At 72.8% G+C, this 15,682-nt stretch carries 22 protein-coding genes; 11 read left to right on the top strand and 11 right to left on the bottom strand.

Annotation, left to right across the window (positions count from 1 at the left end; genetic code table 11):
• Positions 1-77: 77 nt before the first annotated feature.
• Genes P5G50_RS03900 through P5G50_RS03885 form a run of 4 tightly spaced genes read right to left on the bottom strand, consistent with a single transcriptional unit; the run spans position 78 to position 2,138 of the window.
• Entirely contained in the window at positions 78-482 is a 405-nt protein-coding gene (locus P5G50_RS03900; RefSeq protein WP_301211816.1) for a PIN domain-containing protein, read from the bottom strand.
• Positions 479-694, bottom strand: a complete 216-nt coding sequence (locus P5G50_RS03895; protein ID WP_301211815.1) for a type II toxin-antitoxin system VapB family antitoxin — start codon at positions 692-694, stop codon at positions 479-481. The genes P5G50_RS03900 and P5G50_RS03895 overlap by 4 nt, the downstream gene beginning before the upstream one ends.
• 57 nt (positions 695-751) lie before the next feature.
• Positions 752-1,603, bottom strand: coding sequence for a pyridoxal kinase PdxY (pdxY, locus tag P5G50_RS03890; protein WP_301211814.1), 852 nt, complete (start codon positions 1,601-1,603; stop codon positions 752-754).
• Between the two features lie 37 nt (positions 1,604-1,640).
• On the bottom strand, positions 1,641-2,138 hold the full coding sequence (locus P5G50_RS03885) for a hypothetical protein (RefSeq protein ID WP_301211813.1): 498 nt from the start codon (positions 2,136-2,138) through the stop codon (positions 1,641-1,643).
• 58 nt (positions 2,139-2,196) lie between these two features.
• On the opposite strand from P5G50_RS03885, the gene P5G50_RS03880 reads away from it, so the two are divergent.
• Genes P5G50_RS03880 through P5G50_RS03870 form a run of 3 tightly spaced genes read left to right on the top strand, consistent with a single transcriptional unit; the run spans position 2,197 to position 4,152 of the window.
• Complete coding sequence (locus P5G50_RS03880; protein ID WP_301211812.1) at positions 2,197-2,721, top strand: PadR family transcriptional regulator; 525 nt, start codon at positions 2,197-2,199, stop codon at positions 2,719-2,721.
• A 1-nt stretch (position 2,722) separates the two neighbouring features.
• Positions 2,723-3,736 carry a BtrH N-terminal domain-containing protein gene (locus P5G50_RS03875; RefSeq protein ID WP_301211811.1) on the top strand — a complete coding sequence of 338 codons (1,014 nt, stop codon included), beginning with the start codon at positions 2,723-2,725 and terminating at the stop codon, positions 3,734-3,736.
• A 50-nt stretch (positions 3,737-3,786) separates the two neighbouring features.
• The gene (locus tag P5G50_RS03870) at positions 3,787-4,152 is read left to right on the top strand and encodes a nuclear transport factor 2 family protein (RefSeq protein ID WP_301211810.1); all 366 of its coding nucleotides are present in this window, start codon (positions 3,787-3,789) and stop codon (positions 4,150-4,152) included.
• A 24-nt stretch (positions 4,153-4,176) separates the two neighbouring features.
• Here the strand turns inward: P5G50_RS03870 and crcB are convergent, their stop codons facing one another.
• From crcB to P5G50_RS03855, 3 genes are read right to left on the bottom strand one after another with little or no spacing between them, the layout of a single operon-like run.
• Positions 4,177-4,551, bottom strand: coding sequence for a fluoride efflux transporter CrcB (gene crcB, locus P5G50_RS03865; RefSeq protein ID WP_301211808.1), 375 nt, complete (start codon positions 4,549-4,551; stop codon positions 4,177-4,179).
• Positions 4,548-4,973 (bottom strand): fluoride efflux transporter FluC, encoded by a 426-nt coding sequence (locus P5G50_RS03860; RefSeq protein WP_301211807.1) that lies wholly within the window; start codon positions 4,971-4,973, stop codon positions 4,548-4,550. Before P5G50_RS03860 ends, crcB begins: the two co-directional genes overlap by 4 nt.
• A 20-nt stretch (positions 4,974-4,993) precedes the next feature.
• On the bottom strand, positions 4,994-5,518 hold the full coding sequence (locus P5G50_RS03855) for a universal stress protein (protein ID WP_301211806.1): 525 nt from the start codon (positions 5,516-5,518) through the stop codon (positions 4,994-4,996).
• Positions 5,519-5,630: 112 nt separating this feature from the next.
• Here P5G50_RS03855 and P5G50_RS03850 point away from each other — a divergent pair, with 112 nt between their 5' ends.
• Genes P5G50_RS03850 through P5G50_RS03840 form a run of 3 tightly spaced genes read left to right on the top strand, consistent with a single transcriptional unit; the run spans position 5,631 to position 7,475 of the window.
• The gene (locus P5G50_RS03850; protein WP_301211805.1) at positions 5,631-6,062 is read left to right on the top strand and encodes a phage holin family protein; all 432 of its coding nucleotides are present in this window, start codon (positions 5,631-5,633) and stop codon (positions 6,060-6,062) included.
• Positions 6,059-6,337, top strand: a complete 279-nt coding sequence (locus tag P5G50_RS03845; RefSeq protein WP_301211804.1) for a DUF3618 domain-containing protein — start codon at positions 6,059-6,061, stop codon at positions 6,335-6,337. The genes P5G50_RS03850 and P5G50_RS03845 overlap by 4 nt, the downstream gene beginning before the upstream one ends.
• The gene (locus P5G50_RS03840) at positions 6,327-7,475 is read left to right on the top strand and encodes a YihY/virulence factor BrkB family protein (RefSeq protein WP_301211803.1); all 1,149 of its coding nucleotides are present in this window, start codon (positions 6,327-6,329) and stop codon (positions 7,473-7,475) included. The genes P5G50_RS03845 and P5G50_RS03840 overlap by 11 nt, the downstream gene beginning before the upstream one ends.
• 200 nt (positions 7,476-7,675) lie before the next feature.
• Here the strand turns inward: P5G50_RS03840 and P5G50_RS03835 are convergent, their stop codons facing one another.
• The 3 genes from P5G50_RS03835 to P5G50_RS03825 all read right to left on the bottom strand — a co-directional run bounded on the left by P5G50_RS03835 (position 7,676) and on the right by P5G50_RS03825 (position 11,484).
• Entirely contained in the window at positions 7,676-8,845 is a 1,170-nt protein-coding gene (locus P5G50_RS03835) for a hypothetical protein (protein ID WP_301211802.1), read from the bottom strand.
• Between the two features lie 291 nt (positions 8,846-9,136).
• Positions 9,137-10,825, bottom strand: coding sequence for a sensor histidine kinase (locus P5G50_RS03830; protein WP_301211801.1), 1,689 nt, complete (start codon positions 10,823-10,825; stop codon positions 9,137-9,139).
• Positions 10,822-11,484 (bottom strand): response regulator transcription factor, encoded by a 663-nt coding sequence (locus P5G50_RS03825; RefSeq protein WP_301211800.1) that lies wholly within the window; start codon positions 11,482-11,484, stop codon positions 10,822-10,824. Before P5G50_RS03825 ends, P5G50_RS03830 begins: the two co-directional genes overlap by 4 nt.
• 169 nt (positions 11,485-11,653) lie before the next feature.
• Here P5G50_RS03825 and P5G50_RS03820 point away from each other — a divergent pair, with 169 nt between their 5' ends.
• The 4 genes from P5G50_RS03820 to P5G50_RS03805 all read left to right on the top strand — a co-directional run bounded on the left by P5G50_RS03820 (position 11,654) and on the right by P5G50_RS03805 (position 14,091).
• Complete coding sequence (locus tag P5G50_RS03820; protein WP_301211798.1) at positions 11,654-12,289, top strand: hypothetical protein; 636 nt, start codon at positions 11,654-11,656, stop codon at positions 12,287-12,289.
• Positions 12,290-12,367: 78 nt separating this feature from the next.
• Positions 12,368-13,111, top strand: coding sequence for a YcnI family copper-binding membrane protein (locus tag P5G50_RS03815; RefSeq protein WP_301211797.1), 744 nt, complete (start codon positions 12,368-12,370; stop codon positions 13,109-13,111).
• On the top strand, positions 13,108-13,833 hold the full coding sequence (locus P5G50_RS03810) for a copper resistance CopC family protein (RefSeq protein ID WP_301211796.1): 726 nt from the start codon (positions 13,108-13,110) through the stop codon (positions 13,831-13,833). The genes P5G50_RS03815 and P5G50_RS03810 overlap by 4 nt, the downstream gene beginning before the upstream one ends.
• 129 nt (positions 13,834-13,962) lie before the next feature.
• Positions 13,963-14,091 carry a hypothetical protein gene (locus tag P5G50_RS03805; protein ID WP_301211795.1) on the top strand — a complete coding sequence of 43 codons (129 nt, stop codon included), beginning with the start codon at positions 13,963-13,965 and terminating at the stop codon, positions 14,089-14,091.
• Here P5G50_RS03805 and P5G50_RS03800 read toward each other — a convergent pair.
• Positions 14,088-14,324 (bottom strand): hypothetical protein, encoded by a 237-nt coding sequence (locus tag P5G50_RS03800; protein ID WP_301211794.1) that lies wholly within the window; start codon positions 14,322-14,324, stop codon positions 14,088-14,090. The genes P5G50_RS03805 and P5G50_RS03800 overlap by 4 nt on opposite strands.
• Before the next feature lie 145 nt (positions 14,325-14,469).
• Between P5G50_RS03800 and P5G50_RS03795 the strand changes: the two genes are divergently transcribed.
• Positions 14,470-15,657, top strand: coding sequence for a MarP family serine protease (locus tag P5G50_RS03795; RefSeq protein WP_301211793.1), 1,188 nt, complete (start codon positions 14,470-14,472; stop codon positions 15,655-15,657).
• Positions 15,658-15,682: the final 25 nt, after the last annotated feature.

The following is a 15,682-nucleotide window of genomic DNA, read 5'->3' as shown; positions in this document are numbered from 1 at the left end:
CGGATTCGTGACGAATGCCGGGTTGCGCAGCGCGTAACCCGGCATTCGTGACGAATCCGTTCCCGATCCGGGGCGGGTCAGGCGTCGATGTACTCCTGACGGACGGCGCCCTCGGTCGCAGCCTCGATGTGACCGAAGTCGCGGTCGGAGTTCAGGATCACCGCGTCGTTCGCCAGCGCGTACGCCGCGATGAGGCAGTCGAAGGCCGCCGCCGCACGGACGCGCCCGGTATCCCACAACCGCCGCTGGATGTCGAGCGCGACGTCATGAGTCGGGTGCACCCACGCGGGGAGCAGCTCGTCCATGTCGTCCCGCAACTCGGCGTGCTCCTCGGGCGAGCGGGCGGAATGGCAGTACTCGAGGACCTGCGGAGGGCAGGTGATGATGAGGTGGTTCGGCGAGAGCTCGCGCAGCCGCCGGGCGATGGTGTCGCTTCGCCCGGCCTTCTGCCAGATGCTGTTGTCGACCAGGTAGGTCGTCACCGCGCACCCTCGGCGGGGTCGACCGTGGGGGCGTCGATCTGATCCTCGGAGAATCGGCGCGCGATGATCCGCTCGACGGCCGCGGGCTGTCGGCGGACGGCGATCAGCGTCCGGAGTGCGAGGTCGACGGTCTCACGGTTGGAGGCCGCCCCTGTGAGCTCCTTGGCGTGGCGGAGCTCCTCCTGGTCGATGTCGATGGATGTGATGGCCATGACCCTCCTATCTTATATAAATCACTATATAAGACAGGAGGGGGGTGCCGTCGACCCTCAGCGCACCCGCTCGGCCGTGAACTGCATGCGCGGGTGGGCGTACGCCTCCTGCGTCTCGACGAGCTGCAGCTCGCGCTGACCCGAGCGGTACGTGGCCTCGATGAGGTCGAAGACGCTCGAGGCCGTGCGCTCCAGCGCGACCGACGCGTCGCCGGTGGCGCTGTAGTGGGCCGTGAACAGCGCGGCCGTCACATCGCCGGAGCCGTTGGCCTTGAGCGGCAGGAGGGGCGTGCGCACGATCCAGGCGCCCTTGTCGTCGGCGGCCAGCATCTCGATCGTCTCGGGATCACGGTCGGGGCGCTCGACGCTCGTGACCAGGACGGTGGAGGGGCCCATCGCGCGGGCCGCATCGACCGAGGCGAGCGTCGACTCCAGGTCGCCGGGCTCGGTGCCGGTCAGGTAGCCGAGCTCGAACTGGTTCGGCGTGATGATGTCGGCGACCGGGACGACGCGGTCGCGCAGAAGGTCCGGGATCTCGGGTGCGACGAAGCAGCCCGACTTGGCGTTGCCCATGACCGGGTCGCACGCGTAGATCGCCGACGGGTTCGCCTCCTTGACGCGGCGGGCCGCGTCAACGATCACGTCGCCGATGCCGACGCCGCCCTGGTAGCCCGAGAGCACCACGTCGATCGACGGGAACACGCCCCGCTCCTCCACACCGGTGATCACCGCGCGCACGTCGTCCGGTGCGATCAACGGGCCGCGCCAGGCGCCGTACCCCGTGTGGTTCGAGAAGTTCACGGTGTAGACCGGCAGCACCTCCACCCCGATGCGCTGGAGCGGGAACACGGCGGCCGAGTTGCCGACGTGGCCGTACGCCACCGCCGACTGGATGGAGAGAACCTTCATCCCTTCAGGCTACCTCCGCCGCGCACGGGCCCTGGCGCTAGCGCAGCACCTCGACCAGCGCGATCCACGAGAAGGCGATGGCGCCCACCACCGCGACGATGGAGCCGGCCGCCACCCACACCAGGCCGCCGGCGACCGAGGCCGCGAGCAGCACCCCGCCGACGGCGAACAGCACGAGCGGGACGACGAAGAGCGCGATCACCGGGATGTCGAACCGGTGGTACTCGCCGCGCGACGGGTCGGCGAGCACCGCCCGCGCGGCGTACCCGGCGATCACGAAGCAGAGCGCGGTCAGCACGAGCACCTGCACTCCGAACCCCCACAGCACCTGGCCGGGGATCAGCGCCGCGCAGCTCAGCACGACACCGAGGATCAGCGCGGCGACGGCGGCGCCCGCCCGTGCAGCGAGCCCGCGCGACTCGGCGATCTGCTTGATGTTGACCGACAGCGCCACGATCAGGAGGCCGGCCAGCGCGGCGCCCGCCCCCGCGACGGCGACGTCGAACTCGGACCACGCGTCGAAGGCCCCCACCATGCGCACATGCTAGCGGCGGGCTTGCCGTGCCTCACTATCCTAGGGCTAGGATACAGCCATGACTCTGACCCCGGCCGAGCTGACCGTGCTCGGACTCATCGTGGAGGAGCCGCGCCACGGCTACGACCTCGAGCAGGTCATCGAGACGCGCGGCATCCGGCGCTGGACCGACATCGGGTTCTCGTCCATCTACTACCTGCTCGCGAAGCTGGAGCGGCGAGGACTCGTCGCGGCGGAGGCGGATCGCCCCGGCGCGAAGGCCCGGCGGGTGTTCCACGCCACCGAGGAGGGCAGGCGGGTCGCCGGGCAGGAGGCGCTCGCCTTCATCGAGGACGCCCGGCCGGTCCCCCACCCCCTGCTCGTCGGACTCGCCAACCTCCCCCTGATCCCGGAGTCGCACTACGCGGCGGCGCTGGGCGCCCGGCTCGGGGAGATCGAGCAGCGCATCCACGCGATCGAGGAGGCGGAGCGGGCGCAGGCCCCGCTGCCTCCGGCCGCTCACGAGGTCTTCTCCTACTCCCTCAGCCTCCTGGAGGCGGAAAGGTCGTGGCTCGCGCAGCGGGTCCAGGCACCCCATGAATGACATGACGATCATCGACGGCGTGCCGACGACCGGCGGCGAGCACTGCGAGACGACCTCCCTGGGCGTGCTCCTGACGCACGCCGGGCTGGCGCTCTCCGAGCCGATGCTGTTCGGGCTCGGCGGCGGCCTGTCGTTCATCTACTGGGACTCCAAGCAGCAGCCGCTGCCCTTCCTGGGCGGCCGCGTGAAACCCTTCGAGCTCACCCGGAGGCTGACCGAGCGCCTCGGGCTCGACCTGCAGGTGCACGAGACCGGCTCCGAGCGCGTCGCATGGGAGCGCGTCCGGTCGACGATCGACAGCGGCATCCCGGTCGGCCTGCAGCTCGACAGCCACGACCTCGAGTACTTCGGCTCGCGCACGCACTTCGCCGGCCACGTCGTCGCGATGTACGGCTACGACGACGAGCGCGCCTACCTGGTCGACACCGCGCAGCAGGGCGGAGCGGTGTCGACCAGCCTGACGAGCCTCGCCGCGGCGCGGTCGGCGCGGGGCCCGATGGCCGCGCGGAACCGCTCCTTCACCGTCGCCTTTCCCACGTCGGTGGAGCAGGTGCGCGAGCGCGTCGCCGCCGCGCTCCTCCCGGCCATCGCCGCCTGCGCAGAGGAGTTCGTGACGCCGCCGATCGCCAACATCGGCGACCGGGGCATCCTCACGGCCGCCCGGCGCATCCCCTCCTGGTTCGCGCGCGTCGAGCGGCCGGAGCGCGACCTCCCCGTGATCGCCATGTTGATGGAACGAGGAGGGACGGGCGGCGCGCTGTTCCGCAACCTCTACCGCGACTTCCTCACGGAGTGCCTCGGCTTCGACCTCGACCGGCGCGCTGCGGAGGTCGTGGAGGCCGGCCGCGACCGCTTCGCCGAGTCGGCCCTGCTGTGGTCGCGCGTCGCCGCTCTCGTGCAGCAGGCGGGCGAGACCGCCGAACCCGAACGACTGGTCGAGGCCGGTCACGCGGTGAAGGAGATCGCCGCCATCGAGACCTCCGCCATGTCGTCGCTGCGCACGCTCGCGGCCTGACACGAGGGCCGAGGGTGGCGGCCCGGCGCACGGCGGGCTATAACGGGGTCATGGCCGACGCGATCACTGCTTGGATCGACCGCTACCGTCGCGCCTGGGAGTCGAACGACCCGGACGACATCCGGGCGCTCTTCACCGAGGACGCGAGCTACCGCACCGAACCGTTCGCCGAGCCGTGGGACGGCCACCTCGAGATCGTGGAGGGCTGGCTCGACGCGCAGGACGACCCCGGCTCCGTCGAGTTCGAGTGGAGGCTGCTCGGGCAGGACGGGCCGACCTACTTCGTCGAGGGCGTCACCGACTACCGCGACGGCCCGGTCTACAGCAACCTGTGGATCGTGCGCCTCGCCGCCGACGGCCGCGCCGAGGAGTTCACCGAGTGGTGGATGGAGCAGGAGCCGGGCGAAGAGGAGTAGCTCCGCGACCAGGCGCAGTCCGCCTCACAACTGGCCCAGCCACAACCCCAGCCCGGCCGCGGCGAGCGCCAGCAGCAGCATCCCCACGCCGTTGAACAGCGCCGCCCGGTACCGCCGCTGCTGCGCGAGCCGAACGGTCTCGTAGCTGGCCGTGCTGAACGTGGTGTAGCCGCCGAGGAACCCGGTGCCGAGGATCGCCCGCCACTCGGGCGGGAGCCCGTGCACCATCGCCAGGCCGGTCACCAGCCCGAGGAGGAACGACCCGGTCACGTTGATCACGGTCGTGCCGAGCGGGAAGCTCACGCGCACCCTGCTGTTCACGAAGCCGTCGAGCACGAGCCGGGCCACCGCGCCGAGCCCGCCGCCGACCGCCACCGCGAGCACCAGGAGCGGGGTCATGCCGCACCTCCCTGCCGTCGCGCCCGCCGCCTCCCGAACCAGGCCGCCGCCGCGATGCCCGCGACCGTCGCCGCGGCGCCGATGACGATGGTCGCCGCCGCGTAGAGGAGGCCGCCGCCGACGTTCGCCGCGACGAGGAGGCCGTCGGTGTCGACAGCGAAGGCGCTGTAGGTCGTGTAGCCGCCGAGGATGCCTGTACCGGCGAAGAGCCGGAGGTCGCGGCGGCGGCCCTCGTCCGGACCCCGCAGGGCCAGCGCCTCAAGCAGCCAGCCGAGCACGAAGGCGCCCGTGACGTTGATGACGAGCGTGATGAGCGGCAGGCCGAGCACGGGAGGCACGGCGAGCGAGAGCAGATACCGCACGGTCGTCCCGATCGCGCCGCCCACGAAGACGAGCAGCACCGAGCGCCAGTGCAGGTGCACGGGCGGAGGCTGGCGGCGCACTAGACGGGCGGGTCTTCCCACGGGAGATTCTGCGCGCCCGGCACCGGCGCGAGCGGGACGACCATCACCGGCCGATGCTGGCGGTGCGCGAGGTGCACGGCGACCGAGCCGTTGAAGAACTCGCGCAGACTGCCGCGCAGCCCCGCCTCCCGCGTGCCGACCACGATGTAGCGCACGTCGAGCTCGTCGGCGAGCCGCGAGAGCGCCCAGGCCGGGTCGCCCGCGAGCTGCTTGAGCGTGTACGGGATGCCACGGCCCGCGAGCGCGCTGCGGATGTGCTCCTCCAGCTCGGGGTCGAACCGCTCCTCCTCCGCCTCCGGGAGGTCGGGGTCGTACGGGAGGGCCACCACCGTTCCGTCGACGTAGCTCGAGACCAGATACCGGTTGGGATCGACCGTCGCGCAGATCAGCGGCAGGTCGAGGTCATCGGCGAGCCGCGCGCCGTGCTCGAGCACGATCACGGGCTGGCCGGGGACGACGGCGACGAGGATCCCGCCCCGGCCGAAGCTGTCGTTCCCGCTCATGCCCCCATACTGCACCATGGCCGCGTTCCAGCGGCCCTGCCTGCCCGCGCGGCCTTGGCGGGTCCGGACCGAGGGAGTACGGTCGCCATACGAACGGAAGGGAACCGTACGGATGACCGTCGAGAAGGCCCCGCTCCCCCGCGAGCGCCGCCGGACCACCCGGGGACTGCGCCCGCTGCCCGAGCTGACCAAGGACCTCGTGGCCCAGTCGCGCCGCCTGGTGGCCGGCGAGGTGGCGCTGTTCAAGGCCGAGATGACCGCCAAGGCCAAGGCCGCCGGGATCGGCGCCGGCCTGCTCGTGGGCGCACTCGTGTTCGTGTTCTTCGCCCTGGCGGTGCTCATCACCGCCGCCGTGTGCGCGTTCGCGCTGATCGTCCCGCCGTGGCTCGCCGCGCTGATCGTGGCCGGCATCCTGATCCTGCTCGCGGTCGTCGCCGGACTGATCGGCTGGCGCAGCCTCAAGAAGGGCGTCCCTCCGGTGCCCGACGACCTCAAGCCCGAGCTGAGCGCCGACCTGCGCGCGCTGAAGGGAGAGCAGCCGTGACCTCCACGACCACCCCCCAGCTGAGCCGCCAGGGCGAGCGCCCGGCGGGCCGGCCGCCGATCCCCGCCGGCGCCGGCATCAACACGCTCAAGCTCGATATCGAGGTGACCCGCGACGAGCTCGCGAGCACGCTCGACGACCTGTTCGCTACCTTCAACCCGCGCGTGCAGATCCGCTCGCATCCCACCTTCTTCATCGGCCTGTTCCTGGCGATCGCCGGTGGAGCGGCCGGTATCGCGGTGCTCCTGACGCGGAGGCGCGGGCGTGCCCGCTGACCGGGGCGGTGTCGGCCCCGACCGGGCCAAGGCGGTGCGGCGCATCGAGGACCGCCGGAGCGAGCCGTGGTACCGGCTGCCGTGGGGCTTCATCCTCAAGCGGACGCTGCGCAGCTTCAGCACCGACCAGTGCACCGACCTGGCGGCCGGCCTGACCTACTTCGCCGTGTTGTCGCTGTTCCCGGCGCTGCTCGCGCTCGTCAGCATCCTCGGCATCGTCGGTCAGAGCCAGCAGGGCATCGACGCGCTGTTCGGGATGGTCGACGAGCTCGCCCCCGGCATGCTCGACGTCTTGCGCGGACCGATCGAGAGCCTCGCCTCCTCCCCCGCGACCGGCTGGGCTCTCGTCATCGGTATCGTCGGCGCCGTCTGGTCGGCGTCCGGCTACGTCGGCGGCTTCGGCCGGGCTCTGAACCGCGTGTACGGCGTGGAGGAGGGCCGCACGGCCATCACCCTGCGTCCCGTTCAGCTCGGTGTCACCCTCCTGACGCTCGTGGCCCTGTCGCTGCTGGCGCTGATGCTGATCGTGTCGGGCCCGGTGGCGCAGTGGATCGGCGACCTGCTCGGGCTCGGGGAGGCGTTCCAGATCGCCTGGTCGATCATCCGCTGGCCCATCGTCGTCGCCGTCATCATCGTGCTCGTCGCCGTGCTGTACGCGGCGACGCCGAACATCAAGCACCCGCGCGTGCGCTGGCTGACCCCCGGCTCGATCGCCGCGATCGTGGTCCTGGGCATCGCCTCCGCCGGTTTCGCCTTCTACGTCGGCAACTTCGGCAACTACGACCGCACCTACGGCGCGCTTGCCGGCGTCATCGTCTTCCTGCTGTGGATCTGGATCGCGAACAACGCCCTGCTGTTCGGCGCCGAGCTCGACTCCGAGGTGGAGCGCGCCCGCGAGCTGGTCGCGGGCATCGAGGCCGACGCCGTGCTGCGCCTCCCGCTCAAGTCCGACAAGGCGCTGGTGAAGAAGCGGGAGGCCGCCGCCGGCGACATCCTCGCCTCGCGCGCCCTGCGCCGTCAGTACCGCGACAAGGCCGCGCACGAGGAGGCCGAGCGCCGGGCCCGCGAGGAGCGCAAGAAGAAGGCGGCACAGTCCGCGACCGGACTGAACGCGGCCGCGGGAGCGACGGACCGGTAGGTCGCACGACCGGCGGGAACGGAGGAGACTCCGCCCGGATCGCCGCGCTTACGCGGGGAACGGAGGTCGTGACGCTCGCTGGGGGCCGTACCGCCTCCTTTTCCGCGTCTCCAGCCGCATGAGCAGGTGGGTGGGCGACGCGGCTGGGCGAGCCGATGGCGGCGTCGGCAGCCGGGCAGAGCGGCAGGCCGGGCTGCGGATCACCCGTAGCGGAGCGCGGGCCCGTCCGACTTGAGGAAGTCGATGTGGAGGTGGTTGCAGGTGTCCGAGAACGGCTTCATGTTCTCGAAGTCGCTCGAGGCACGGCACTCGATCTGGCCGACGCCGGTGCCGTTCGGCACGATCGGGTCGAGGATCTGGAGCAGCTCGACCGAGCGGGCGTCGCCGCCGGTGAGCGGCGTGCCGTTCAGCAGGTAGAAGTCGAGCGCGTGGCCGCCGCCGTCGGCGTAGTGGGCCGACTCGGTTCCGGCGCCCTCGATCTGGCCGGTGCAGCGGCGGTTGATGTCGGAGATGCCGACCTGCTGGAAGTTGTCGAGCGCGACCGCGATGGCCTGGAGCACGCGGTAGTCGACACCGCAGCCCGGGACGGCGCGGCCCTCGGCGAGGTCGGCGATCTCGGGGAGGTGGTTGGGCGTCGACCCGACGAGGCGGCCGGAGGCCACGGCGCCCATCAGCTGCACCGCGAGCGCCTGCACGGTCGGCGAGACCGTGTCGTTCATCGTGGAGTCGAGCATCTCGGGGCTCTCGGCGATGGCGAAGCCGTCGCGCGAGACGACCTGGGCCGTCGCGTCGCCGCCGGTGAGGGTCTGCACCGCGAGCGCGGTGCGGGCGTTGCCGGTGACCGAGGCCTCGGCTGAGGTGGCGTAGGCCGGCAGAGCGGCGGTGCCGAAGAACGCGGCGAGCGCGAGCACGACGATGGTGTGGATGCCGAGGCGGCGGCCGTCCGGACGGCGGAAGCGGGGGCTGGCGGCGGGGCGCGTCTGCTTGGGGGTGGGAGCGGCCTTCGCCCCCGCGGCAGCGCGCGAGACGACCGGGGTCGGCGCCGTGACGGCCGCCGTCGCGGCCTGCGCTGCGGAGGAACGGCGCGACGAGCGCGTCGGCTTGACGACGATGCGCTCGCGCTTGCGAGTGCGGCTGTCGCGCTTGCCACTGGTGCGGTCGGACACCGTCCGCTCCGCCTCCAGGCGGGCGCGACGGCTCGAGAAGACCGGGGTGGCGACCGTCTCGACGGCCTCGACCGCGGCGAAGTGCTCGGCGCTCGTGAAGTCTTCGACCGGGTCGGCGGTCAGCTGGTCCTGCTGGTCCACGTCGACGACGACGGGTGCGCGAAGACTGCGGCGAGACCGCAGAGGGGCGCTGGACTGGGGCAAGCTGATCTTCCTGGGGTCGGTCGGTGGGGCGGCGGCGCCTCATGCGGCGCGGAAGGTACCAACCATTTCTACCCCATGTCGCCTGGGCATTGCATCAATGCAGACGAATGGAATGAGTGATATAGGCCGCCTCCGGGAGGGGCGCATCCTGCGGGTTCGGGTCGAGCAGGGCGCCCCGGCCGGGCGATCGTCCCCGGGTGATGCGGGCACTCGGGACAGAATGAACGGTACGTCCCCCACGGGAGCCGGGCGCGCCGAGGTACGGCTGCTACGACAGGGCGGAGTGCCGGCTCAGGGGATCGCGACGGCGAGGCTGACCCGGCCGGCGACCTCCCGCAGCTCCACGGTTCCGCGCTCGGCGAGCTGGAGCAGCCCGATGCCGGGGTCGGAGGCGGCGAGCGCGCCTCCCGAGGTCACCACCACGGCCACGCCCGCGTCGTCGGCCGAGCGCACGTCGAGCGTCACCGGCGTGCCGTCACCGTGGCGCACCGCGTTGGCGAGTCCCTCCGAGATGGCGTCGACGACCGCGTCGCAGCGGGCCGGCACCTCCAGCCGGTCGATCACCCCGTCGGCGATCGTGAAGGTGAGCGGGATCGCCGAGCCCCAGCTGTCGAGGAGCGCGCGCAGCCGGTCCGCCGCCGGCGGCTCCTCGGCGGGGGTGAGGAGCTCGCAGCGGATGCGGTCGACGACGGCCCGGAGCTCGCCGGAGGCGTCATCGCGGCCGTCTGCTCCGAGCGCGAGCGCCGCGGCGATCAGTTCGGCCTGCACCCCGGAGTGCAGCAGCCGCGCCAGGGCCGTCCGCTGGTGGTCGTAGTCGGCCCGGATGCGCGCGGCCTCGCGCACGCTCGCCTGGACCGCCTGCTCCAGCCGGCTCTGGTCGACGCGCAGCCGCGCGGACAGCGACGTCATGAGGGCGACCGAGAGCGCCATCACCGGGTACGTGAGCACCTCGAACCAGACGATCGCCGGGAAGCTGCCCAGCGCGTCGATGATCAGCCCGGTGGTGAGCGCCAGCAGCCCACCGACCAGGATGTACCCCACCAGCATGGTCACCGGCCGCATCGCGGGCCGTACGTGCTCGACCGCCCGCGCCACCGCGGCGTTCCCCGCCACCGCCACCGTGCCGGCGACCGCCACCGCGCACAGCGTCGGCAGGGGGCCGTAGTCCATCGCCCCGAAGGGCAGCACGATCAGGGCGAACAGGGCGGAGACGAGGACGGGCGGGGCCGCCTGGATCCCCTCCGCCACTTCCCGGAACCAGTCGCGACGGCGCACGGTCGGCTCTGCGCCGTCCTCGCGCTCGGCGGACTCGTCCTCGCCGTACAGGCGGTGGCTCGCCGGGCGCACGACGTCGTTGGCGAGGCCGCGCAGCAGTTGTGCCGCTTCGCGGGGCCGGATGGGCTGCCGCGCGATGGCGGCCGCGTGCTCGATCTCCTCCAGCACGCCGTCGACGGCCGATCGCCGCAGCCGCAGCAGCTTCTCCTCCGCCTCCGCGGCGTCGCGGGAGGACGCCCGCTGCGCGGCGCGCAGACGCCGGTAGACCCCCAGGTGCTCGCGCACCAGGTCGACGCTGAGAGCGGTGAGCCCGAAGGCGGCGAGCACCGCGACGATGTTGATGCCGATGCGGCCCGCCAGATCGCCCGCGTCGACCCGTACCCCGAGCACCTCACCGCACGCGAGGAACAGCAGCGGACGCAGCACGCCGATGGCGACGTAGACGGCGAGCACGGTCACCGCCCGCAACCGCGACGGCGTCAGCGCCAGGAGCCCGCGGCCGGCGAGCAGCAGGACGCCGATGGCCAGGTGCTGGACCAGCGGCACGGCGAGCACCTCTGCCGGGCTGCCGTGGATGTACTGCACCCCCGACATGACCGTCAGAGCGAACGGCAGCGAGACGATCCACGTCCAGACCGTGATCGCGGAGGAGCCCGTGATCCGGGCGATGACGCGGGAGGTGCGCGTCGCGACCGACCCGGTCACAGGCCCGACACGGGGTCGCCCAGCGTGGCGACGTAGAGCGTGGCGAGGGCGACGCGCGGGGTGGTGGCCTGCTCGCCGCCGGAGAGTCCGAGGGCCTGGAAGACGCGTTCGACGCTCTTCTCGACCGCCCGCACGGAGACGCCGCGGCGGCGGGCGATCTCGGCGTTGGTCAGGCCCGCCGCGAGCAGGCGCGTCGTCTCGAGCTGGGCCGGGCTCAGCCGCAGCAGCGCCGCCCGCGGGCCGGTGCGGGCGTCGTCGCGGGTGACGGGGCGATCGGCGAGCACCGCCTCCGCCGCATCCACCAGCTCGTCGACGGAGGAGATGGCGCCCTTGTTGACGTAGGAGGCGCCGGCGACGGTCTCCCGCGCGTGCGCAGCGGCCGCGTCGCGGGAGAGGTTGCTGAGGAACAGCACGGCGATGTGCGGCGCCCGCTCGCGCAGGATGGTCGCCAGCTCGACGCCGTTCGGCCGCGAGCCCAGGTCGATGTCGGTGACGAGGAGGTCGGGGTCGATCCGATCGGCCAGCTGCAGGGCGTCGTGGGCGGCGGCGGCGCTCTCGACCGCGAAGCCCCGCTGACCGAAGGCGTCGGCGACGAGCGAGCGCATGAGCGCGTGGTCCTCGACCACGAGCACGCGCCGCTGCCACGTCCCCTCACCCATCGTCACGCTCCCCGTTTTCCATTACACCGCATGCACCGCCGGCGTCCAGCACAGACTAACCGCGGGCGCGCGCGCGCTCTGCCCGAGGTGTCCACCCCAGTTCGGTGGACGAAGGTCGCGCCCATCCGGTTCGTAGACTGGCTACGAAGCAGGAACGGGAGGTGCAGCGATGGGGACGAGAGCCGCACGCGTCACGCGCGGCATGCTCGCGTCCGCCGTGGCGGTCTTCGTCGCGGCGCTGTTCCACGTCGCCGGTGGAGGCTCGGCGCCCGGGCCCGTCGCGCTCGCGCTCAGCCTCGCCTTCGCGACCCTGGCGTCGATCGCCCTGACCGCACGCCGCCTGTCGCTGTGGCGGCTGTCGGCCTCGGTGGCGGTCAGCCAGCTCCTCTTCCACCTGCTGTTCGGGTTGGGCGAGGGCACCGCGACCTTCGTGCCGGCGGGCGCAGGGCACCTCGGCGCCGGTCACCTGCACGTCGGCGACCACCTCACGATGCTCACCGGAATGGCGCCGGGAGCCCCCGCCGCGGTCGCGGGCCCGGCGGCGATGTGGCTGTCACACGTCTCCGCCGCGCTGCTGACGATCGTCGCGCTGCGCCACGGCGAGCGCGCCTTCTGGGGCCTGTTCGACACCGCGCGGCTGGCGGTCTCGCGGTTCGTGGAGCGGATCGCCGTCATCCTGGCGCCGTTCGTGCCGGGGACCGCCGCACTCGTCCCGGCGGACGGCCCGCGCCTCCCGCTCGCACTCGGCCTGCCGCTCGTCCGCCTCCGGCACCGGGGTCCACCGGCGGTCTTCGGCGCGCTCTGACGGGAGTCCCGGCTCGGCCCGGGGCCGCTCGCGAGCGCGCACGCGCGCCATCCGACGACCCCGAAACGCAAGGACACCATGAAGAAGACGACCTTCGCCGCCTCCCTGGCGGCGACCACCACCGCGCTGCTCCTGCTCGCAGCGCCCCTCGCGGCGAGCGCGCACGTGCGCGTCGATCCCGGCCACGCCGACCCCGGCAGCTACGCGACCCTGACCTTCAAGGTCCCGACCGAGTCGGCGACGGCCGGCACCGTGAAGCTCGTGGTCGATCTGCCGACCGGCACCCCGTTCACCTCGGTCAGCTACCTGCCGGTGGCGGGCTGGACGACCTCCGTCGACACCGAGAAGCTCGCCGAGCCGGTGAAGACCGACGACGGCACGATCACGGAGGCCCCGGTGCGCGTCACCTGGACGGCCGAGAGCGGCACGCAGATCGCGCCCGGCCAGTTCCAGGAGTTCACGATCTCGGCAGGCGCGGTGCCCGACACCGGCTCGATCCTGCTGCCGACGCACCAGTTCTATTCGGACGGCTCGGTCGTCGACTGGGACGAGAAGACACCGGCCTCGGGGAAGGAGCCGGAGCACCCGGCTCCGACCCTGTACGTGAAGGACGCCGAGCCGCAGGCGGAGGGCGCCGCGACGGCGAGCGCATCCGACGCGCCGCAGGTCGTCTCCGGCACCTCCGCGCCGTCCGCCTCCACCGCGGGCACGACCGCCACGGCCGTCTCGATCGGGCTGGGGATCGCCGGACTGGCGCTCGGCGCCATCGCCCTGGTGGTCGCGGTCTTCGCGCTCACCCGCCGGGGTAAGGTGCGGGCATGACCCGCCGCCTCGCCGCCACGGTCGCGGGAGTCGCCGCCGCCGTCGCGCTCGCCCTGCTGCCGACCGCCGCAGCCTCCGCCCACGACTACCTCGTGAGCAGCGACCCCGCGGCCGACGCGACGGTCACCACGCCGCCGAGCACGGTCTCGCTCACGTTCAACGACCGCGTGCTGGATCTGTCGGGCGATGGCTCGAGCACCCTCCTCACCGTCACCGACGCGGCGAAGAAGCACTTCGAGACCGGATGCGCCACGGTCGCCGACCGCACGGTCAGCGCCCCGCTCGCGCTCGGTGCCGGCGGCGCGTACACGGTCACGTACCAGGTGGTGTCCGCGGATGGCCACACGGTGTCGAACTCGTACGCCTTCCAGTACCAGCCCCCGGCGGGCACGGCGGAGGCGGCGGGCAGCGCGACCACCCCGTGCGGTGCTCCCCCGGCGTCGGCATCGGCGACTCCTGGCGCATCCGCGGCGCCGGGGACGCCCGCCGCCGAGGAGCCGGGAGGGACCGAGGAGCCGGGAGGGACGATGACCACCCAGGCCACGGCCTCCACCCCGCAGCCCCTGCAGACCGGCGACTCGACGAACCTGGGCCTCGTGATCGGCATCGCCGTCGCCATCGTCGTGCTGGCGATCGCCGGGGTCGTGATCCTCCTGATCACCTCGCGCAGGCGCCCGCCCGCGCCACCCGCACCCCCCGCCGACGCCGACCGCACCCCCTGACCCGCCATCCGTCCCGGACTTGTGCGCGCAACACGCCGTGCGGAGCCGCGCACAAGTCCGGAGACGATGGCGGGATTCGCGTCCGCGCAGGGGCTTATGCCGTGCGAGGCGCTGGCGTAGCGTTCGCGCATGGCTACAGAAACGCGCAACCAGCCCGACGCCGTGCCGGAGTGGCAGATGGACCCCGACATCGTGCCGGCGCCGCAGCCGGAACCGGAATCGGTCGACGACGGCGACGAGGAGGACGGCCGCCTCTAGGCCCCTTCGCCCGCCCGTTCGTCGGGCAGCTCGGTCTCGTCGGGGACCCCGGTCGACGCTGCGAGCTCGGTGTCGTCGACCTCGGTGCCGTTCACCCCTTCCGCGTCGGTGGCGGGCTCCGTCTCGTCGTCGTGCCCCTCCTGCCCGTGCTCCGGGTCGTGCGCGGTGAGGTCCGCGCTGGTCATCTCGCGCTCGCTCGGTGCGAGGTCGCCGCGCTGCTGCGGATCGGTCATCTGCTCCTCCTCGATCCCGTGGCCCCGAACGGTCCCGGGGCACCGACGGTAGCCCGTGGCCACGCGCGAAGGAAGCGGCGGACACCCACCGCGGGTTGAGCCCGGGTTGAGCCTCCGCCCAGCCTCGTGGGGCAGGGTGGGGCGCGTGGAGACCGTCGTTGACATCGTGCTGCTGGTGCTCGCGGTCCTCGCGATCCTCGCCGGGTACAGCCGTGGCGCCATCCGGTCGGCGGGCTCGCTGGTGGGCCTCGGCGCCGGCATCCTGCTCGGACTGCTCCTCGCGCCCGTGGTGGTCGAGTGGATGGTCAGGGCCGGGCTCACGGGCGTCACGCAGCGCTCGATCGTCGCCGCCGTGGTCATCCTCGTGTGCGCGGCCGTCGTCTACTCGCTGACCGCCGCTGCCGCCTCGGTCATCGGCCGGGTGCTGCGGCACGGTCCGGTCCGCTGGCTCGACTCCCTCATCGGAGCGGTGCTCGGCCTGCTCACCTGGGCCGTCGTCGTGTGGCTGCTCGCGGGCTTCGCCGCCACCACCAGCCTCGCGACGGTCGTGCAGGCGACCAGCTCGTCGCGCGTCGTCGCGACGCTGAACTCCATCGCTCCCATCCCCTCCTCGACCGTGCTCGGCGCGATGGACGACGTGCTCGCGAGCGCCGGTCTACCGAAGGTCTTCGAGGGCGGCGAGAGCATCAAGGCCGCTCCGCCGCCGGACGGGTCGGTTCCGCAGGCCGTGTCGGCGTCGGAGGACTCCACCGTCACGGTCCTCGCGTCGAAGCCCGCCTGCGGGGTCGACTCGGAGGGCAGCGGCTGGGTGGTCATGCGCGGACGGGTCGTGACGAACGCCCACGTCGTCGCCGGCGCCTCCTCGATCGTGGTGCGCGAGCCCGGCTCGAACAGCGTGGAGCGCGCGACCCTCGTCGCCTTCGACCCGGAGCGCGACCTCGCGGTGCTCGACGTCGCCGACCTCGACGCCGCCCCGCTCGACATCGGTCAGGACGCGGTCGCCGGCCAGCAGACGTACGCCGTCGGCTATCCCGGCGACGGTCCGTTCACCATCAGCCCGCAGCGGGTGCGCGACCGCCTCACCGCGCGCGGCAGCGACATCTACCAGAGCGGGATCGTCGACCGCGACATCTACTCGACCCGCGGCTCCGTCCGCCCCGGCAACTCCGGCGGCCCGCTGCTCGACACGTCGGGCGACGTGGTGGGCGTGGTGTTCGCGCGCTCGTCCGTGGACCCCGACACGGGCTACGCGCTGACGCTCGACGAGCTGCGGCCGGTGCTGTCGTCGGTGGGCTCCGCACCGATCAGCTCCGGCGCCTGCACGGCCGGCTGACCCGTCGCCACACCCGCTGACAGAT

It is taken from the genome of Leifsonia williamsii, assembly GCF_030433685.1.
GTDB lineage: Bacteria > Actinomycetota > Actinomycetes > Actinomycetales > Microbacteriaceae > Leifsonia > Leifsonia williamsii.
The sequence above is the reverse complement of the archived record's forward strand: the minus strand, read 5'-3'. Positions and strand labels throughout refer to the sequence as shown.

Excerpts from the sequence above, each read along its gene's own strand:
- P5G50_RS03895 (WP_301211815.1), bottom strand. The coding sequence starts at position 694 with ATGGCCATCACATCCATCGACATCGACCAGGAGGAGCTCCGCCACGCC.
- pdxY (WP_301211814.1), bottom strand. The coding sequence starts at position 1,603 with ATGAAGGTTCTCTCCATCCAGTCGGCGGTGGCGTACGGCCACGTCGGC.
- P5G50_RS03885 (WP_301211813.1), bottom strand. The coding sequence starts at position 2,138 with ATGGTGGGGGCCTTCGACGCGTGGTCCGAGTTCGACGTCGCCGTCGCG.
- P5G50_RS03880 (WP_301211812.1), top strand. The coding sequence starts at position 2,197 with ATGACTCTGACCCCGGCCGAGCTGACCGTGCTCGGACTCATCGTGGAG.
- P5G50_RS03875 (WP_301211811.1), top strand. The coding sequence starts at position 2,723 with ATGACGATCATCGACGGCGTGCCGACGACCGGCGGCGAGCACTGCGAG.
- P5G50_RS03870 (WP_301211810.1), top strand. The coding sequence starts at position 3,787 with ATGGCCGACGCGATCACTGCTTGGATCGACCGCTACCGTCGCGCCTGG.
- crcB (WP_301211808.1), bottom strand. The coding sequence starts at position 4,551 with ATGACCCCGCTCCTGGTGCTCGCGGTGGCGGTCGGCGGCGGGCTCGGC.
- P5G50_RS03855 (WP_301211806.1), bottom strand. The coding sequence starts at position 5,518 with ATGAGCGGGAACGACAGCTTCGGCCGGGGCGGGATCCTCGTCGCCGTC.
- P5G50_RS03850 (WP_301211805.1), top strand. The coding sequence starts at position 5,631 with ATGACCGTCGAGAAGGCCCCGCTCCCCCGCGAGCGCCGCCGGACCACC.
- P5G50_RS03825 (WP_301211800.1), bottom strand. The coding sequence starts at position 11,484 with ATGGGTGAGGGGACGTGGCAGCGGCGCGTGCTCGTGGTCGAGGACCAC.
- P5G50_RS03820 (WP_301211798.1), top strand. The coding sequence starts at position 11,654 with ATGGGGACGAGAGCCGCACGCGTCACGCGCGGCATGCTCGCGTCCGCC.
- P5G50_RS03815 (WP_301211797.1), top strand. The coding sequence starts at position 12,368 with ATGAAGAAGACGACCTTCGCCGCCTCCCTGGCGGCGACCACCACCGCG.
- P5G50_RS03810 (WP_301211796.1), top strand. The coding sequence starts at position 13,108 with ATGACCCGCCGCCTCGCCGCCACGGTCGCGGGAGTCGCCGCCGCCGTC.
- P5G50_RS03805 (WP_301211795.1), top strand. The coding sequence starts at position 13,963 with ATGGCTACAGAAACGCGCAACCAGCCCGACGCCGTGCCGGAGTGGCAG.
- P5G50_RS03800 (WP_301211794.1), bottom strand. The coding sequence starts at position 14,324 with ATGACCGATCCGCAGCAGCGCGGCGACCTCGCACCGAGCGAGCGCGAG.